The 18,114-nt window shown below is 38.3% G+C and carries 18 protein-coding genes; 17 read left to right on the forward strand and 1 reads right to left on the reverse strand.

Going from position 1 to position 18,114, the window contains the following annotated elements; all coding sequences use genetic code 11:
• The first annotated feature begins 33 nt into the window (after positions 1 to 33).
• The 9 genes from K7399_RS16265 to K7399_RS01955 all read left to right on the forward strand — a co-directional run bounded on the left by K7399_RS16265 (position 34) and on the right by K7399_RS01955 (position 8,573).
• Positions 34 to 297: a Wadjet anti-phage system protein JetD domain-containing protein gene (locus tag K7399_RS16265; RefSeq protein WP_081791806.1), complete on the forward strand. Its 264-nt coding sequence runs from the start codon at positions 34 to 36 to the stop codon at positions 295 to 297.
• A 233-nt stretch (positions 298 to 530) separates the two neighbouring features.
• Complete coding sequence (locus tag K7399_RS01920) at positions 531 to 1,082, forward strand: ATP-binding protein (protein ID WP_223362459.1); 552 nt, start codon at positions 531 to 533, stop codon at positions 1,080 to 1,082.
• On the forward strand, positions 1,030 to 2,166 hold the full coding sequence (locus tag K7399_RS01925) for an ATP-binding protein (protein WP_223362460.1): 1,137 nt from the start codon (positions 1,030 to 1,032) through the stop codon (positions 2,164 to 2,166). The genes K7399_RS01920 and K7399_RS01925 overlap by 53 nt, the downstream gene beginning before the upstream one ends.
• A gap of 554 nt (positions 2,167 to 2,720) precedes the next feature.
• Positions 2,721 to 3,473, forward strand: a complete 753-nt coding sequence (locus tag K7399_RS01930) for a hypothetical protein (RefSeq protein WP_028977735.1) — start codon at positions 2,721 to 2,723, stop codon at positions 3,471 to 3,473.
• Entirely contained in the window at positions 3,470 to 3,853 is a 384-nt protein-coding gene (locus K7399_RS01935; RefSeq protein WP_028977734.1) for a hypothetical protein, read from the forward strand. Before K7399_RS01930 ends, K7399_RS01935 begins: the two co-directional genes overlap by 4 nt.
• A gap of 404 nt (positions 3,854 to 4,257) precedes the next feature.
• The gene (locus K7399_RS01940) at positions 4,258 to 5,913 is read left to right on the forward strand and encodes a hypothetical protein (RefSeq protein ID WP_028977733.1); all 1,656 of its coding nucleotides are present in this window, start codon (positions 4,258 to 4,260) and stop codon (positions 5,911 to 5,913) included.
• Between the two features lie 11 nt (positions 5,914 to 5,924).
• On the forward strand, positions 5,925 to 7,106 hold the full coding sequence (locus K7399_RS01945) for a hypothetical protein (RefSeq protein WP_051578057.1): 1,182 nt from the start codon (positions 5,925 to 5,927) through the stop codon (positions 7,104 to 7,106).
• Positions 7,103 to 8,206 (forward strand): AAA family ATPase, encoded by a 1,104-nt coding sequence (locus K7399_RS01950; RefSeq protein ID WP_223362461.1) that lies wholly within the window; start codon positions 7,103 to 7,105, stop codon positions 8,204 to 8,206. The genes K7399_RS01945 and K7399_RS01950 overlap by 4 nt, the downstream gene beginning before the upstream one ends.
• Positions 8,207 to 8,366: 160 nt before the next feature.
• On the forward strand, positions 8,367 to 8,573 hold the full coding sequence (locus K7399_RS01955) for a hypothetical protein (protein ID WP_028977731.1): 207 nt from the start codon (positions 8,367 to 8,369) through the stop codon (positions 8,571 to 8,573).
• Positions 8,574 to 8,906: 333 nt separating this feature from the next.
• Here the strand turns inward: K7399_RS01955 and K7399_RS01960 are convergent, their stop codons facing one another.
• Complete coding sequence (locus tag K7399_RS01960) at positions 8,907 to 10,517, reverse strand: IS1634 family transposase (protein WP_028977730.1); 1,611 nt, start codon at positions 10,515 to 10,517, stop codon at positions 8,907 to 8,909.
• Between the two features lie 300 nt (positions 10,518 to 10,817).
• Between K7399_RS01960 and istA the strand changes: the two genes are divergently transcribed.
• The 8 genes from istA to K7399_RS02000 all read left to right on the forward strand — a co-directional run bounded on the left by istA (position 10,818) and on the right by K7399_RS02000 (position 18,105).
• Entirely contained in the window at positions 10,818 to 12,371 is a 1,554-nt protein-coding gene (istA, locus tag K7399_RS01965) for an IS21 family transposase (protein WP_028977443.1), read from the forward strand.
• The gene (gene istB / locus K7399_RS01970; RefSeq protein ID WP_028977444.1) at positions 12,368 to 13,111 is read left to right on the forward strand and encodes an IS21-like element helper ATPase IstB; all 744 of its coding nucleotides are present in this window, start codon (positions 12,368 to 12,370) and stop codon (positions 13,109 to 13,111) included. The genes istA and istB overlap by 4 nt, the downstream gene beginning before the upstream one ends.
• A 148-nt stretch (positions 13,112 to 13,259) precedes the next feature.
• Positions 13,260 to 13,427 (forward strand): hypothetical protein, encoded by a 168-nt coding sequence (locus K7399_RS01975; protein WP_160168705.1) that lies wholly within the window; start codon positions 13,260 to 13,262, stop codon positions 13,425 to 13,427.
• Positions 13,428 to 13,444: 17 nt separating this feature from the next.
• Entirely contained in the window at positions 13,445 to 13,798 is a 354-nt protein-coding gene (locus tag K7399_RS01980; protein WP_028976501.1) for a hypothetical protein, read from the forward strand.
• 265 nt (positions 13,799 to 14,063) lie between these two features.
• A complete protein-coding gene (locus K7399_RS01985; RefSeq protein WP_028976502.1) occupies positions 14,064 to 14,444 on the forward strand; it encodes a hypothetical protein in 381 nt (126 codons plus the stop codon).
• Complete coding sequence (locus K7399_RS01990; protein ID WP_223362462.1) at positions 14,441 to 16,042, forward strand: hypothetical protein; 1,602 nt, start codon at positions 14,441 to 14,443, stop codon at positions 16,040 to 16,042. Before K7399_RS01985 ends, K7399_RS01990 begins: the two co-directional genes overlap by 4 nt.
• Positions 16,043 to 16,211: 169 nt before the next feature.
• On the forward strand, positions 16,212 to 17,582 hold the full coding sequence (locus tag K7399_RS01995; RefSeq protein WP_028976503.1) for a flagellin N-terminal helical domain-containing protein: 1,371 nt from the start codon (positions 16,212 to 16,214) through the stop codon (positions 17,580 to 17,582).
• Positions 17,583 to 17,733: 151 nt separating this feature from the next.
• On the forward strand, positions 17,734 to 18,105 hold the full coding sequence (locus K7399_RS02000) for a flagellar protein FlaG (protein ID WP_051577840.1): 372 nt from the start codon (positions 17,734 to 17,736) through the stop codon (positions 18,103 to 18,105).
• Positions 18,106 to 18,114: the final 9 nt, after the last annotated feature.

The following is an 18,114-nucleotide window of genomic DNA, read 5'->3' on the forward strand; positions in this document are numbered from 1 at the left end:
AAACTCAGTCAAGCAGCGAATTCAACAGGGGACATTTATCATTGGAGTGATATCGATCTGGGGGGATTTCGAATCCTGGCAAGAGTACGGAAAGATTTCTTCCCGGATCTTTATCCATACCGAATGAATGAACAGGAGCTGATGAACTATTCAGCTTATACCCTTCCCATTAAAGGAGCCTATCTTGAAATGTTGAAAGGATTACTGGAAGTTCCGGAGTTATCAGATTGTTACTCGTGCCTGTCTTTCATGCTGGAGCACAAAGTGAAACTGGAGCAGGAAGCTATGATTGAATAACGAGTCTGAAAACTGAGACAATGAAAAGGGTTTTAGTTATACTTAGTAATAAAATAGTTATAATAAAAAGAAAAAAATATCGAAAATGCTGTTTTAAAGCCCTTTTTTTATTACTTAGTTAATGTTGCATTAGAAATAAAAAGTAATAAAAAGCTGATGAATAGGTGAATTTTGAGAAGCAATCATTCAAAAAGAATCAGTTGGGAGCGGAATGATTTGGATTTAAAAAAATATTGCAACATCTGATTTCTTTACCTTCTGAAAATGAATGGTTTGAATTTAAAGAGGCAAAGAAAGATTACACCTTCGATAAAATTGGTCAGTACTTTTCTGCACTCAGTAACGAAGCCAATCTAAAAGCACAATCTAAAGGGTGGTTGGTATTTGGTGTAGTGGATAAAACGAGAGAGATCATAGGAACACATTATAGAGAAAATCGTGCGCAGCTTGACCAATTAAAGTTAGAAATTGCAAGTCGGACAAATGGGTTGACTTTTAACGAAATTCATGAATTAGCAGTAGCGGGCGAGAGAGTGATCATGTTTGAAATTCCTGCAGCTCTTAAAGGAATTCCAACTTCTTGGAATGGTCATTTTTTTGGTAGAGATGGAGAATCTTTAGGTCCCTTAAAATTGAATGAAATTGATTTAATTCGGGGTGAAGCGAGAAATCATGACTGGTCAGCAGAGATTTGCTCTGAAGCAACGATTAATGATTTAGATAAGCACCCAATTGAGAAAGCAAGAGACGAATATAAAAAGAAGGCATCCAGATCTTCAAAGTGAAGTTGATCAATGGGATGATATTGTCTTTCTCAATAAAGCTAAAGTAACGATAAAAGGCAACATAACCAATGCGGCAATAATTTTGCTGGGAAAGCCTGAGTCAGAGGCATTTCTATTACCATCTATAGCAAAAATGAGTTGGATCTTAAGAAATGATCAGAACATTGGACAGGATTATGAGCATTTTGGTCCTCCGTTTTTATTAAATACCAGTCGGTTATTTGGTAAAATACGTAATTTAAAGATTAGACAAATGCCAGGGCAAAGTTTATTTCCACTTGAAATAGACAAGTATGACTCCTATGTTATTCGGGAGGCCTTGCATAACTTTATCGCTCATCAGGATTATGAATTATGCGGACGAATTAATGTTGTTGAATACCCTGATGAATTACTTTTTACAAATTTGGGCAGATTTATACCTAAAACTGTGGAGAATGTAATTAAGCAAGATGCTCCACAGGAATTCTATAGGAATCCATGGCTAGCCAGTGTAATGGTAAATTTAAATATGATCGATACGATAGGCAGTGGCATTAAGAAAATGTTTTTACAACAGAAGAGTAGATTTCTTCCGTTGCCTGAGTATGATTTGAATGAACATGAAAAAGTGAAAGTAACCATTTTTGGGAAAATATTGGATGCCAATTATACAAATGTCTTGATTAATCGATCTGATCTTGATCTATCTATGGTTATGGCACTTGATCGGATACAAAAAAAACAGATGGTTGATAAGGATATAGTAAATGAGCTACGAAAGAAACACCTAGTTGAAGGAAGATATCCAAACGTATATGTATCATCACGAATCGCAAAATTAACCGATGATAAGTCATCATATATAAAGAATCGTGCTTTTGATAACCAACACTACAAGAGATTGATCCTGTCATTCATTGAAGAATACGGCTCGGCATCAAGACAGGATATCAATGATTTATTAATGGATAAAGTTTCTGACGCATTAAGTGAAAAACAAAAACTTAGTAAAATCAATAATCTTATATATGAAATGTCGTGTAAAGATAATACGATAAGCAATACAGGATCCAAAAGGAAGTCAAGATGGGAAAAGCTATAATAAAAAATCAATAAACAAGACCATTGCTGTCGATTTTGTGTGTCTATAGGAATTTACACAGCCACTCCGTATTCTGTTTGTTGAAAACGGTAGTGGCTATATATTTTTTAACACATCAAAACATTGAAAGTACTTATAATAAACGCCATGAATTTTTGAAGATATATTTTTAAGCTTAGTAGGACGAAACAGCAAGTAAAATCCATTGTTTCGGTTGCGCGATCAGCCCCTAAAAAACAATAAGAACTAAAATCAGCATCAGCAGTAAAGCCAGCTATACAGCTTTCCGTTTATGATCCCCCATTTTTAATGATCCAGAAGCAAACAAATACTCCATTCAAAATTAAACCCATGCCGTGTGATGCCTGAGGTAGGAATGTCAACAAGGCTCAAGCACAACAACGTAAAGATATATCTTCATACGGGTCACCATCCATGTTCTTTAAAGACAGGTACTTTGAAGGATAAAATCCTATTTTTTGTAAAAAAGAAGAAAAAAAGTCGCTATATGGAGAATGTTAGGATAAACCATCTCCTACGAAAGTAGTGATCTAATGACCATTGCCGAGCTTCATGGAAAACTGCCCACATTAGAAGCCAAGGAAGACCTGCTGACTTCGGACGTTTTCTCCACTTTTCGTTACCTACCTGTCAATCGAGCACTCATTCCATTTCTCAGAAAAGCAATCAATACCCGGTCCGGACAACCCATCAGCAATGTTTTTACGGATTGTCTGACGGCGGACTATGTCTTCTGGCCGAAAACCACGCGCTACAAACGCGAGCCGGATGTGCTGATCCTAATCACGCGCAAGACCAAGGCGCCAATCGCCACTATTATTGAAGCAAAATTTTACAGTGGACGGAGTGACGCCAATCGTACGCAATCAAAGCAGGAGTTCAAGGCATATGATGGCGATCAATTGGCCGAGCAATACGTCGATCTGATGAAAAACGAGATGGATCTCAACAAGCAGCAGAAGCAAATGCTGCACGAATCCGACCATCGTTTTCTCCTGTTTGTTACCGCGCATGATACGCTGCCAAGAAAAATAACCGATGATTCACTCAATAAACTGCTTAAGCATGACCCGGATGCCCATTCCCTTTACTGGGTGAACTGGCAAACTGCTTTCGATGTCGCTAAAGAGACACTTGAAGCTCAAATTCTCGATGACGGACAACGTTTCCTGCTTGAAGATCTACGCGATTTACTGCAGCGCAAAGGACTTACATCATTTCAAGGCTTCCATCCACCAGCCAAACTGATTCAGCCGAAACACTATTTCTGGAGGGACACGCAATGAGCATTGGAGAAGAAATGAAACATGTCTACGACGAGATGGTCAAAATCTACACAGGAGTGGGAAAACTCATCTCAGTCATCGAAGGTGAATTCAATAGAAAAGGCTGGACAGCAGTGGGCGACCATGGAGTCACCTGGGACCGCTCATCTAGTTATGAGTCTCCGGAATTCTGGCTGCCTTACTTCATGCAGCGCGTTTACACCAAAAGCAGCAATCAAAAAGGCGTCGCATTCAACATCCTCTTTGACGGCCTCGACGAAGATCATCAAATTACCTATCCGATTCTGTCATGCGCCGTGGCGGAGCGAAAAGATGGAGAGCGAGAATCTTACAAATTACTAATTGATCATTTCAAGGGAATGACGGAATCCTCCTATTGAAAGTATGGGGGATGGCTAAAGAAAGACGTGGCAGAAAGTGCAGTTGCATCATACATAGATCCGATACTTATTCACACAAAGGATATGCAGAGCAGATAGGAAAGAGCAAATTGAAATTTTATTGAATGGATTATTGCTTTGGCTATTTTCTACAAATAATAAAAAAATCTATATAAAAATACTTTAAGCCTATTATTCAGAACCCGATAAACTTATTGTACTAGTTCATATATCCTGATTTGGAAATTGCTATAAATCTTGTTGCTTAGAGGGAGCTAAATAATCATATGGAACAATTCAATGCATATTTGCAGTCAGAGGGGGAAGTTGGCGTGTTAGATGTCTCAAGTTGATAGATTCTTTATTGCATAATCTAATGTCTGAATGAATGAGAGGGATAATCCATGATTTCGAACACCGCAAATCAAAACATCGAACTTGATAAAATAGAAGCTGACTTTGATTTTGAAGAAATTGAAGGTTCTTTATCGAAACGTCTCGAAGAAAGTTTTTCTGATTTGAATCTATTGGAGGCAGGTAGAGAAAAAATCTCTGATCCGGACTCATTAGGTAAAACAGTCCTTGATGAAATTTGGAAACAGTTCGGAAATCAAATTGGTCTCGACATGACTAATGAGTCATTAATCCAAAAATACGATAGAGAACATCCTGAGCCGTATAAGGATAATATTGATAAAAAGGTTATGCAAGATAAACGATATATAGAAGCAAATAAGACCATGAAGGAACAACAACAAGCTGGAAAATTGAAGGACGCATACACAGGAAGAGACTTAAAATCTGGGGAGAAAGCTAATTTAGATCATGTTGTATCAAAAAAAGAATTATATGATAACCAACGAAGAAAGCAGGCCAATTTAAGTGTGGCCGATCTTGCAAATAAGCAAGAGAATTTAAAACCTACCAATGAATCGTTAAACAAGAGTAAAGGTGCCAAAAGTATTAAAAAATATGTTGAAACGCGTGAAACTAGAGAAAAAACACTTATTACACAAAATGAAAGAGCAAGTAAGAAGGTTATGGAATCTAATAAATCTGAGACTGAAAAACGTTGGCAAATAGAAAAAAATAACAAACTATTAAATGACAAACTCGCCGCGGATGATGATTTGATGATGAAAGCCGATAAGGAAGCAAGAAAAGCAATTAATAGAGATATTCATATTAATGCGGCGAAAGAAGTTGGGAAAAAGGTCGGAAAAGATACTTTAAAGACAATGGCTATTTCAGCATTATTTACGTTGCTCAAAGAAATCATAAACGGTTTAGTTCGTTTTATTAAAACGAAGGCTAAGTCGTTTAATGGATTCTTAACTGGAATGAGAGAATCGTTAAAATCATTCTTTTCAAAAATTCTAAGCGTTGTCCAAAACGGTGTATCGACGTTGATTGGTACTATTTTGTCTGAAATATTTGGACCAATTGTCAGCGCATTCAAGAAACTTTCAAGCTTAATCAAGCAAGGTGTTTCATCGGTTATTAATGCTGTGAATTTTTTGCAGAGTAATAAGAATAAACCATTGGCGGTCAAAGTTGCACAAGTTGGCAAAATTATTACAGCTGGCTTAGTCGGTGGTAGTGCAATTTTCTTAGGAGAAGTGTTCGAAAAATTTTTATTATCTGTTCCAGGGATGCAAATTCAGATTCCCATGATTGGTACGTTAGCAAATATGATTGGATTATTTCTCTCAAGTTTAGTTTCGGGATTAATTGGTTCAATTATTCTAAATATTATTGATAAATTCATCGCCAAAAAGTTAAAAGAAGAAAGTGACCGAAAAATAATTGATAAGAAAAACGAGACTATGAATCTTCAACAAGCACAACGATTTATAGCTGAAAACCATGTGGTTGCAACAAAAGACAATGCTATGAGAGAAATTGCTGAAAACCACGCATTAGCAAAAGAACTCATACAGCAGTCGCTTGCAGAAATATTCGATGATAGTAAAACAGAAAGTAAACAGAATGCTGATACAATCAGTGAAAATCAACGTGATTTAGCACAAATGCAGAAAGATTTAGAAGACTTAATTTAAGGTGATGAAAGATGCTGAATAAAATTGAAAACAAGGAAGAGCAAAATGTCAATAGTATACATAGTGAAATAATAACTACCAGAGCTGATGAATTCAATCGAAAGAAAAATGAATTGAAGATATTTGGTGGAAATTTACCTGATGAAGCAAAGCTACCTAGTGTCCCCACTACTGGTGGAATGTTCGATTTGTTTGATTATAAAGTGACTGGAACTGACTTGAATAAGCTTACTAAGGGCATTCAAGATAAAATGATTGAGCAAAATCGGATTCTTGTAAGGAATATTCAAGAGTTCAATACAATTTACGATACCTTTTCTGCACTAGATAAAGAATACATTCAAGGAATTTTAGTTTCACTTAAGGCTGCTAGAGAAGCTAATGCAAAAGCACTTAAGGGAGTTGCGGGTGTTCAAACGAATCAGAACGAGATTAATCATATTATTAATCAACAGAAACAAGTAATAGAAGTTCTGAAAAAATTCAAACAAAAGATTGAAAAGATAGAACATTTGGAAGATATTGATAAAATTTTTGCTGATTTTTATATAATTCAAAGTAGTGTTGAAGCGATAGAAACTAGCGTATCATCAAAGGTTAAAATTCAGGAAGAAACAATATCAAACATTAATACCGAAATGAAATCGTTGCACTTATTATATTCAAGACTCGATGGGAAAATAGATAATCAAAATGAGCTGCAAGATAAACAGTTCGATGATGTGAACCAAATAATTTCAAAGCACGCTGACAGTATAAGTAGTGCTGAAGCAGTTATTGAAGATAACAAAGCAAAAATTCTTGAACTTACTGACAAAGTAACAATTAATGGAGAAAAAGTGACCTCTCTAGCTAAGGCGGTAGATGATACTAAGAAAACTATTAGTGAAGTTGTGGCAAAAGTTCTCTCTGATGTGGATAAAAAAATTGATTCAACAAATATTAAAATTGCCAAAAATATGACGAGAGTTGAGGGGAGACTTAATAATCTCCATCTTGAAATAGAAAAGCATTCAGGAAGTTTGACTGAACGAGTTGATTCAAAATTGTCGGCAGCCAAAAAAGAAATTACTGTTCTTAGTCAACAGGTAAAGAATCTATCTAAAAGTTTAAAAACTACAAGGATTATTTCATTGATTAATATTATTATAGTATGTGTTCTGATGATTTTGATTGTAAGTGAGGTACTATGATGATTTCGGATAATTACAAACATCAGTTGGTTAAAGGAACCAGGCAAATAGATCTATCATTAGGACGAGACTCTGAATTTGAAAAATTGGCCCAAGAAATAACCGATGAACAAAACGATAAAGCTATATTAGAATTAATCAAAAATTTAGGAGTGTTATCTAAACAGCAATTTTTACCTAATAAGATTGATCAAAAACAGGAAAAACTTATTGAGATTTTATGCGCATTTCTGGGAGCTTCAAAAGTTGATGGACTATTTCAAACTCTAAAGGAATCATCTAATATTTCTGTAGATGAGATACTCATCCAATTAGATGAACTAGTTGGTTTGGAACATGTAAAACAACAGGTTCGTGATTTGATTGATTTTAATCAGATACAACAATTACGAGTGAAAAATGGATTGAAAAAATCGAATAAAACCTTACATATGGCATTTCTAGGCAACCCTGGAACAGCTAAAACTACTGTTGCTCGTATTGTTGGAAGAATGTATAAAGCGATCGGTTTATTGAGCAAAGGACAATTCATTGAAGCAAGCAGAACGGATTTAATAGCGGAGTACCAAGGACAGACAGCAATCAAAGTGAAAAGATTAATTAACCGAGCTAGAGGAGGCGTTCTATTTATAGATGAAGCGTATAGTATTACTGAAAACGATCATAGTGATAGTTACGGAAGAGAAAGTCTTACTGAGTTAACGAAAGCTCTTGAAGATTACCGAGATGATTTGGTAGTCATAGTTGCAGGATACACTGACTTGATGGAAAAGTTTTTTGAATCAAATCCAGGGCTAAAATCGAGATTTAATACTTTTATTTCATTCAATGATTATTCCCTTGATGAACTTGTAGAGATATTCAAATACACTTGCAAGCAAAATGACTATAGCGTAGAAGGACAAGCTATTGCTAGTGTTCGTGATTGGTTGTGGGCAAAGTTAGATAAAAAAAATGAACATTTCTCAAATGGACGATTAGTTCGCAATTTATTTGATGACATAACGTTGAATCAGTCGAAAAGGTTGTCCGCACTGAAAAGTGAAATTAGTAAGGAGATGTTACTTTTGTTAATAGCAGAAGACGTTCCAACAACATGAGATGGGCTTTGTAAGACGGAACTCGTATGTTCTCCTAGAGTAGGGCTTGTCCACATTCACCTACTTAAGGTGAAATGATACAAAATTCCTAGTCAAAAGACTAGTGCGCATGCGAAAATTTAATTCCCGAGAGACTATTAATTACTGTGAGGTGTTTAAAATGCCTGCAACAATTATTAAAAATTTTAATCCAAATGATCCTAGAACAGAAGGAGAAAAATATTTATTAGAGGTATTTAGAACAAGTCTTAGATTTGAAGGCTGGACAGTATTTGAACAGCCCCATATTAATTCTATGAAACCTGATTTTGTCTTAACTCATCCCCAAAAAGGTATTTTAATTATAGAAGTAAGGATTGGAATTTAAACTCTGAGGTATACAGTAAAAATGGTTATATCCGTGGTACCGATGGAATTTATTATAAAAGCAATCCTATAAATCAAGTCGAGTATTATAAAAGAAATATTTTGCATTATCAGCTGCTTTCGAGTGTCGATTTATCTGAAAAGTTTCCACGTTATTTTTCATGTATTGAAACCATTGTTTATTTTCACTATGCAACTAAACAGGCAGCCATGAAATATTGCAATGCTTTTGGAAGCTACACAAAAGTATGGACTAAAATAGATATAGATTATATAGGGAACTTCGCAAATCGTTTAAATCAAAAAGAACATACATATGCATCCTAGATTCCCGTTACACATCACTAGGTAGTGGGACACCCAGTGCTTCATAAATTTTCTTCTGCGCGGTCAAAATCTCACCCACTTTTAGTGCCTGGCCTGGGGATTCAAAGGCCTCGATCACATCTAATTTATCGAATAAAGATTGAATCGTGTAGTCTTTGAAAAGCTTCTGTGCCTGCATTTTTTTCTTGATCTGCGCAAGCAAAATCAACCCAACAAAACTCACAAAAAGCTTCCCGTCTAACATGGCTTCTGATGAAACCAACATGCGACGTAAGTTCAGCCGCTCTTTTATGTCTCCAAAGCACTTCTCAATGGGATCTTTTCCCCAATAAAGTTCGAGGGCTTGGATGGCATCCATTTTTTCATTGGAAAGCAGGGAGAAATACCCGTAGTACCGCTTGGCCTTCTCAACCATTTGATGATTGACGGTAATCTGTGCCCCTCGCTTTGGTGTTGATTTAACCGTGAAATACTTTTTGTAAAAGGCTTCGTGTTCCGGAACGCGCTGCCCGTTTTTCAGTTCTTGATGATGGCGCATCAGCTTGCGATCAAACTTTTTCTGATCTTCTGCCGCTTGATCGACATTGTAGTACAGATGCAGATAAACGCGGCGCTTCTCTTTGAGCGTATCTCCTTTATATGGCCGATCCTGCGTGTAGTCCCAGTCCGTTCTCACCGTCAGGGCATAAAGATCGTACTGCTCATCCAGATTTTCGAAGGTATCGAGCGCGTCATAGACTTGATCAAGTTCATGACGTACCCAAGATAATGAGGGACGGACGGCAATCAAAAACTTCAGATGTTCCTTCATCAAAGCGTTAATATTGGTCGCACTGTAAAAGCCTCGATCCATCACCAGCTTGACCTTTTCAAAACCGAGGGTTTTGAAATCGCCTAAAAGGTTCAAAACCGTTTTGACATCAGGAATATTCCCAGCTAATTTCCGATAATAGAAGGGTAATCCGCTGGTTTCACCAAAGATGAGGGCTAAGTTGATTTGGGGAAGACGATCATCTTCCTTGTTCTTGCCATAGGCGACCTGTTTGAGCACTTCGGAATAGCTCGAGATACTGGTCGTATCATAAGCCCAATACTCATCCTCATGACAACGCTGCTTGCGACGTGAGAAAAACTGGTTCTTGCCCGCTTCAGAGATGGATGAAAAAACAATGCTGCTGCGCTGAGAAGTCACATTTTTCCCGTACGGATGCTTATGTAGATGATCCCATTTCTCAAAACGAGTCAGAGGATTCGGGTGTTCCAAAATCATATAATAGGCAAGCGACAGAATCTGTTGATAATGCCTTGGAAAACAGGTCTTGAGATCCTCAGTGAGTCCAAGCTGTTCACCGATTTGATCCAGTAAATAGGTGGCTCCGTAAAAAACACGCTTCGCTTCAGCAGCAGGAGTGGGACCTCGTTGAGGCTTTTCCTCAGATGTTTGCCTGCGTCGTTTCCCTCGCCCGTCTGTAGGGATTATTTTTCCCGTCTTTTCATCGACACGTCCAATGAGTTTGCGTCTTGAACGCGGTTGTTTCTTCTCTTTATCCCAGTACGATTCCGATTCGTAAGCATAGGTGAGTCCGCTACGCTTGTCTTTTTGCCTGATGATCGCCATTTTTAGCCACCTACCTAGTGATGTAATTATAACGCATAACTAGGTAGGAGGGAAGCAAAAAAAGCCCCCAAATCCCCATGTAATCAACCTTTTTGAGGGCTTGGGGAAAATCATAGTGTGGAGATACGGGAATCCAGGGTATAACAACAATGCTGTATATTGCCATTGAATAGGGACAGCTGTGCCAAGTTTTTGGGACAGTAAAGACATCAAATTGGGACAGTTAGGACATGTGAGGGACACCTCCTGTATAATGAGCTTGCACCTAGTGGTGTAAATCCATTACAGGAGGTTTTTTTAATGATCAAATACCGTGAAATTTTGCGGCTTCATGCTCAGGGATTTAGCCATCGGCATATTGCTTCGAGCTGCGGATGTTCGAAGAATACCATTGGCAATGTCCTGAGGCGGGCTGGAGAGAAAGGAGTCTCATGGCCACTGGATAAGGACATGGATAATCCTGAACTCCAGAATATTCTTTTTCCTGAAAAGCATCGATCTGAGATGAGACGTCCACCGGATTGTAGCTATCTCCACCAGGAAATGGCTCGAAGCGGAGTGACCCTGTCATTGCTTTGGCATGAATATGTAGAAACGTGTAGACAAAACAAGGAGATCCCTTACAGTTATCGGCAATTCTGTCGTTTTTACAACAGCTATGTGATAAAGACCAAAGCAACCATGAGAATTAAAAGAAAGCCTGGTGAAGCAATGGAAGTGGATTGGGCAGGTCAAACTGCTTCAATTCAGGATTCTATCACCGGACAGACCATTCCTGCTTACGTCTTCATATCTGTGTTACCTTGTAGTCAATATGCTTACGTCGAGGCATTTCTATCCATGGATACACCAAGCTGGATAACCGCTCATATCCATGCCCTGCAGTTTTTCGGTGGGGTTCCCCGAATGATTATTCCTGACAATTTAAAGACTGGTGTTGAACGATCATCCTCAACAGACCCGGTGATCAATCGCTCGTATCAGGAAATGGCTGAGCATTATCAAACAGCGATTGTTCCTGCCAGGGTTCGCCACCCGAAGGACAAACCCAATGTAGAAGGGGGTGTTCGAATCATATCAACTTGGATTATTGCCTCCCTGAGAAACGGTCAATACTTTTCGATTTCCGAGCTGAATCAAGCGATAAGAGAGAAATTAACGGAATATAATGAGAAGCCCTTTCAGAAAAAAGATGGAAGCAGGCAATCCGCTTTTGCGGAGGAGGAGAAGTTTGCCCTTCTCCCTTTACCTGCTTCCTCATACGAATTAGCGACATGGAAAAAAGCTACCGTACCCTTTGATTATCACATATCTGTAGAAAAAATGTACTATTCCGTTCCCTATGAATACATGAAACACCAGGTGGATGTTCGAGTGACCCGAAACATGATCGAAATCTATTTTAATCACTTCCGCGTTGCTTCGCATATCAGACTTTATGGGAAGAAAGGTCAGCTATCTACCAATCCCGAGCATATGCCCGATAAACATAAGGATTATTTATCGATGAACCGAGATTATTTTATGTCCTGGGCTAAGGAAGTCGGGGTTCATACACTCATTACTGTAAAAGCGATTCTCGCTTCATACAAAGTAGAAAAACAGGCACTTAAATCATGTTCATCACTCACAAAACTAGCAGATAAATACTCTGTAGAACGCCTCGAACGGGCATGTGGACGTGCCTTAGACTATTCGCCAAGACCCAATCTGAACAGTATTAAGACCATTTTAAAAACAGGTCAGGATAAACAACAACTAGACTCTATCAATCCACCAAAATCAAATACAAATCAAAGCGATACTCACGGTTTCGTTAGAGGTGCAGCCTACTATGGGAGGAAAGAAAAATGACGAGCGAAAATACCTTATCAAAATTATATGATATGAGATTGACCGCTATGGCTGAACAATATAGCGAGCAATTACGCGATAGCCAATACAATGATTTATCATTCGAAGATCGATTCAGTCTCTTAGTGGATCGTGAGTGGGATCGAAGAAAGAACAACAAACTGGATCGCCTGATTAAGAAGGCAGGATTTCGATATAATCAAGCCTGTATTGAAGACATTGAATATCATCCTGATCGCAAACTGGACAAAACTCAGATTCTACGATTAGCCTCCGGACAATACATTCAGGACAAGCATAACTTGATCATTCAAGGGGCTTCTGGGAACGGAAAATCCTATCTCTCTTGTGCTTTTGGCATGGCGGCCTGTCGACAGTTTTATACAGTGAAATATACTCGTCTGCCTGATTTACTCGATGAGCTAGCCGTTGCCAGAGGAGAAGGGATTTTCCAAAAAGTCATGAAGTTATATCGCAAAGTCGATCTTCTTATCCTGGATGAATGGCTACTCACCCCATTGAGAGAAAACGAAGCACGTGATTTACTGGAAATTATCGAGACTCGACATCAAGTGTCCTCAACGATTTTCTGTTCTCAATTTGATGCACAAGGATGGTATGAAAATATTGGCCAGGCAACCCTCGCCGATGCCATTCTCGATCGTATCATTCACGATTCATACACCATCTTAATTGATGGAGAAGTGTCCATGAGAGAAAGACACGGATTAAAAGAATAAGAAAAATGGGTCGCAGAGGCATCATCTACGGATGATCCCTCTGCATTTTTAGCTCTGCCTGTCCCTCGCATGGCACACATGTCCCTCGTTTATGTCCTAAGTGTCCCAAAAACATGGCATAACTGGGCTTTTGCGATGGCAATATACAATGCCACTAGTTTATTCCGCAACTATTGGTTTAGGATATTCGGCAAAAACAGTACTTGAAGCAAAACAAAATGATAAAAAAGTTTCAAATGAAGAAATTAAAAAGATTGCTAAAGATTATGCAAAAAATGCCCGACAAGAAAAAAGAATATTGGTCTTGCAAGTCTAAAAAGTGAATTGAATGAATTGAAGCAACAAGGTCTCGTCTTCGAGCAGTATAAGGATACTATTAATCAAAGAAAAGTAGATATAAATGAACTCGAATTAACTAACAAACACTTACAAAACCAAGTTAAATCATTAGCTCAAGAGTTAAATAAAAGAATTCCGGAAGATGAAGTTGATGAAATTCTAACAGTTCTAGAAAAAGAAGCACTTCAGAACACAGATCTAAAACAAAAAATAGTAACCTTAGGATCAGAAATAGAGTCTAACAAACTTAAAATATCTCGATTATCAAATAAAAGAATGAACGGTCTAAAAACGAGGTTAACAACAGTATACTCAAATATTAATATCTCTGAAAAGTCATACAAATAAACAAGTTAGAAACAAGACGTTTTCATCTATTGGGAAAGCAAATCGGCCTTCTTCAATACAGACCTGAGAAAGCAAACTTTCGCGACAAGATTCAAGGAACTAATGTTCGAGAAATAGGTTTTGATAGGGGATGGTAGGATATATGTGACAAATGATGGGAATAAGTTTACAATTCAAAAGGTTGGGAATAAGTCCACGCAATTAAAGGATATTGATTGGCTCAAATTAAAAAGAATTCGATTTTAACTATTCGGGGGGAAGATTAATGACTAAATATAGAATTATTGGCAAAATTATTGGTGTAAAAGAAGACAATGATAATAAATCTCAGATTAGAATTTGTGCCACCTCGGAATTTTCAATATGTACTGAAAAGATACTGCCGGACAAATCAAATAAAATGTTTAATTCATGGATTCCTTTACAGGGATTTGGGACCACAGAGCAATACGATTGTATTACAAAAGAGAACATGATCTTGCCGCTTCCACAAACAACATGGTTAACGATTAGTTCAGACAAACTATCAAAATTCATACTAGATCAATACAAGTCTTCAACGTTATTGTTATTTACTATGTTCTATGCGGGCGAACGTAACGGGTACGTCATTAAGGGTGTTGAACTAACGGATGATCTGAAATGAATGCAAATACCCAATATAAGCCTTACTGGCCGGAAACAGTGATTTTTTGGGGAGCGGGCGCAACACAAGGCCTTGGAATGTTAATGACGAAACAAATCGGTAATGTGTTCCATACACTATCCGGGTTATCAAATTCAAAGACTAATCAAGTAGATATTGCAACTATTCAAGAAGCGTTACCGGATGCAACGAATAAAATTATTGATGAATTGAAAGATTTCTTGACAATCATTGATTTGAGACAATCAGATACTAAAAGAGAACAAGCAAGAAATAATCTTGGATTTAATGTAAAACGTGCGGAGAGACTTGCCCGTTTGTATGATTGGAGTGCTGTTATACAAGTTATCGAACGTTGCCCAGGAATCAATGCCGGGAGCTTAGCACTTCAGGATCTGTATAATTTACTCGATATGCATATCAAGTCGCAGAACGGTATTGAGGTGGATGGTGAATTTATTACTCTTGATCGCTTAATTTCGGCCAGAAGAACAGTTGATATGCTCACTCAACTTTTTCATGCAATAAGTTATCAGAAAATGATAAAAGATGACACAAGTAAACACATTTATCGCCAATACTATGGCTTTGCCAAGTTATTGGCAGACCGTATGAAAAGAGAGGGTCTAGAAAGAGCGAGAAAAGGAAATTTGGATTCACGAGATTTTTATTTGTTTAGTTACGCAGTAATATCGATGAACTGGGATCCAATCTTGCTCTGGTTAATATTTAATGCGCATCGAGAAGCTAATGACTCAGCCTTTAGACCCAACATTGGTATGCCACCTCAGCCTATGAAATTGTTTAATGATCTTGCACATTTTATGGCTGTTAGGAAGGTTAATGGCGGTACTCCCGGCGCTTGGTTCCCAATGAATGAAACAGCAGTCCAAAGGCTTAATGATCCGGATCATCATACAGACAGACGAGTAAGGATAGGAAAATTTTACTTTCCCCATGGTTGTCATGGATTTAGACAATGTCCCAAATGTGGCAAGCTAACTTTCTATCTTGGAAATGACTGGACGTTTGATTCGGATAGTTTATTTCCTCCTCAAATCATTCCATCATTATCGCCGAAAAAAGCACGTTCTACTGAAGAGGAAAAGGCAATAAAAGGTGGTGTGTATGATGCAGTTCAGTGCACACATTGCGGACAAATAACAGAAGCTCATCATACACCGTTGGTCATGCAAACCAATTTCAAAGGTGGTAATCCATCATTCATTGAAGAAATTCAGAGTGATATGAAGGTGGCGTTAGAGAAAGCTAAGCATATTATTTTTGCAGGTTATTCTCTTCCGACTGATGATTTTATTTATCGTAGCATACTGGCGACCCGACACAATATGAAAGGCGCGGTGAAGTGCTCAGTTATCGGCTATTCCGAGGGGGCGAAAGACAAGTGGTTGTATGATAAAGATATGCAACTCGATAAACCACAGGATAATTCCGAATTTATCAAAACATGCAAACGTGTTGCAGATATATTCGGTAAGAAGAATGTCCGTGGATATGCGAATGGAATTCCTAATGTGTTTTTGAAAAACGGACAGGCGGACAATCGGAAAGTCGAGGAAATGTTAGACCTATGGTGATAGAAACTGATCATTCCATCGCATGAAAAATATGAAAAAGCATCCTAGTCTACTAAACATCTTTTTGCTCTTGTCGATATATAAAATGTAAGGAGATTGGGAAGGCGCCTTCCCGATTGCCAAATTCCACATGGACGTGGGAATTCACAATTCAAGGAGGAAACAAGTTATGATTATCAATCACAACATTGCTGCGTTGAACACGCTCAATAACTTGAGCAAAAACACAGCAGCTACTCAAAAATCTCTTGAAAAACTTTCTTCAGGTCTTCGTATCAACCGTGCCGGTGATGATGCTGCAGGTCTCGCTATTTCTGAAAAAATGCGTGGACAGATTCGCGGTTTGGATATGGCAAGTAAGAATGCACAGGATGGTACATCCTTAATTCAGACTGCTGAAGGAGCTTTAAACGAGACCCACTCTATTCTACAAAGAATGAGAGAACTGGCCGTTCAGTCATCAAACGACACGAATACCGCTTCTGATCGAGAAGAGATTCAAAAAGAAATTAGCCAGCTGACTTCAGAAGTCGATCGAATTGCTGACACCACAGAATTCAACACTAAAAAATTATTAACTGGCTCTATAGGTGTTCAGACATCAAATGGTGAAAATATCACGAAACTTAATGTGGGAGCAGCTACTAAATCTGGCACATTAAATTTCACCACAGCTGATGCAACGATGGCAACCCAAGCTTCAGCTACTATAAATATTGCTACAGGAACAACCGCAGCAGCGGATGGCACATTAAACATTACTGCTAACGGTCAAACTTATAATGTAGGTTTCAGTGCTGGACAGACATTTGATGATATTGCGAAAAATATTTCTAGTACCGTAGATGGTTATACAGCTACATTTGACCAAACTACTTCAGACTTAGCGATCACGTCAGATGATGCTAATGCAGATCAATCAATATCTGTTGCAGAAGCTGTAGCAAACACATTGGATGGATCTGATCACACAACCGCTGAGGCTGGCACTGGGACAAATGCTAGTGGGTTAACTGCGGCAGGTGCGTCATTCGCTTATCAAGGGAATAATGTTACGGTAACTTCTGGTGACTTTACGGGCTTACAGTTTACCTTAGCCTCGGAAGGAGCAACTGCGGCTGTAAATGGTAGCTCCATTACAGTTAGTGGTGGTTTAACTTTCCAAATTGGTGCGAATGAAGATCAGAATTTAAATCTATCTATTAATGCTATGGATTCACAAAATCTTGGAATTTCACAAGTTGATGTTACTACTCAAGCTGGTGCGAACAGCGCCATTTCAAAAATTGATAATGCGATTGGTTCAGTTTCAAGTGAACGTGCGAAACTCGGTGCTTATCAAAACCGTTTGGAACACACGATCAATAACCTTGGTACATCTTCCGAAAACCTAACTGCTGCTGAATCACGTATTCGTGACGTTGATATGGCCAAGGAAATGAGCAACTTTACAAAGAACAACATCCTGAACCAGGCTGCTCAAGCTATGCTCGCTCAATCAAATCAGCTTCCTCAGGGTGTTCTGCAGCTGCTGCGGTAATCATCGTTTTAATCGGAAGGGTCTCCAATTTTTGGAGGCTCTTTTTTGTTTTCTCTTATATAATTCTTCTGTAGCCGTTCTTAAACTTTTCTTCCGATCAACCGATATTACTATTAGATGATTTAAGATGGTAGGTTGAGGAGGGCTGGCCATGGATGGGGATCTGACGGTGAGTCCATCGGTGGGAAGTAGTCAATTATCAGAGATGCAGCAGTCTGGTGAGGGAAGAATAAATGAGATTCAATTGTTACCCAATAAAGACAGGACGGGCAAAGAAGAGAGAATTTATCAATCTTTTAATAAGAAGCAATTAGGGGATCTCGTTACAGAGGCGAACAAATTGCTGAAGCCGCAGCTGACACAGATGCATTATGTATTGCATGATAAACTGGATGAGTATTATGTACGGGTTGAAGATGTGCGGACGCATCAGGTGATTCGCGAAATTCCCCCAAAGAAATTCATGGACATGTACGCAGCAATCGCTGAAAAATTAGGTTTGATTATTAATAAGCGCGTTTAATGAAGAGGT

It is taken from the genome of Sporolactobacillus terrae (genome assembly GCF_019930545.1).
Classification (GTDB): Bacteria; Bacillota; Bacilli; order Bacillales; family Sporolactobacillaceae; genus Sporolactobacillus; species Sporolactobacillus terrae.

Coding starts and splice junctions, on each gene's coding strand:
- K7399_RS01930 (WP_028977735.1), top strand. CDS start 2,721: ATGACCATTGCCGAGCTTCATGGAAAACTGCCCACATTAGAAGCCAAG.
- K7399_RS01935 (WP_028977734.1), top strand. CDS start 3,470: ATGAGCATTGGAGAAGAAATGAAACATGTCTACGACGAGATGGTCAAA.
- K7399_RS01940 (WP_028977733.1), top strand. CDS start 4,258: ATGATTTCGAACACCGCAAATCAAAACATCGAACTTGATAAAATAGAA.
- K7399_RS01945 (WP_051578057.1), top strand. CDS start 5,925: ATGCTGAATAAAATTGAAAACAAGGAAGAGCAAAATGTCAATAGTATA.
- K7399_RS01950 (WP_223362461.1), top strand. CDS start 7,103: ATGATGATTTCGGATAATTACAAACATCAGTTGGTTAAAGGAACCAGG.
- K7399_RS01955 (WP_028977731.1), top strand. CDS start 8,367: ATGCCTGCAACAATTATTAAAAATTTTAATCCAAATGATCCTAGAACA.
- K7399_RS01960 (WP_028977730.1), bottom strand. CDS start 10,517: ATGGCGATCATCAGGCAAAAAGACAAGCGTAGCGGACTCACCTATGCT.
- istA (WP_028977443.1), top strand. CDS start 10,818: ATGATCAAATACCGTGAAATTTTGCGGCTTCATGCTCAGGGATTTAGC.
- istB (WP_028977444.1), top strand. CDS start 12,368: ATGACGAGCGAAAATACCTTATCAAAATTATATGATATGAGATTGACC.
- K7399_RS01975 (WP_160168705.1), top strand. CDS start 13,260: ATGCCACTAGTTTATTCCGCAACTATTGGTTTAGGATATTCGGCAAAA.
- K7399_RS01985 (WP_028976502.1), top strand. CDS start 14,064: ATGACTAAATATAGAATTATTGGCAAAATTATTGGTGTAAAAGAAGAC.
- K7399_RS01990 (WP_223362462.1), top strand. CDS start 14,441: ATGAATGCAAATACCCAATATAAGCCTTACTGGCCGGAAACAGTGATT.
- K7399_RS01995 (WP_028976503.1), top strand. CDS start 16,212: ATGATTATCAATCACAACATTGCTGCGTTGAACACGCTCAATAACTTG.
- K7399_RS02000 (WP_051577840.1), top strand. CDS start 17,734: ATGGATGGGGATCTGACGGTGAGTCCATCGGTGGGAAGTAGTCAATTA.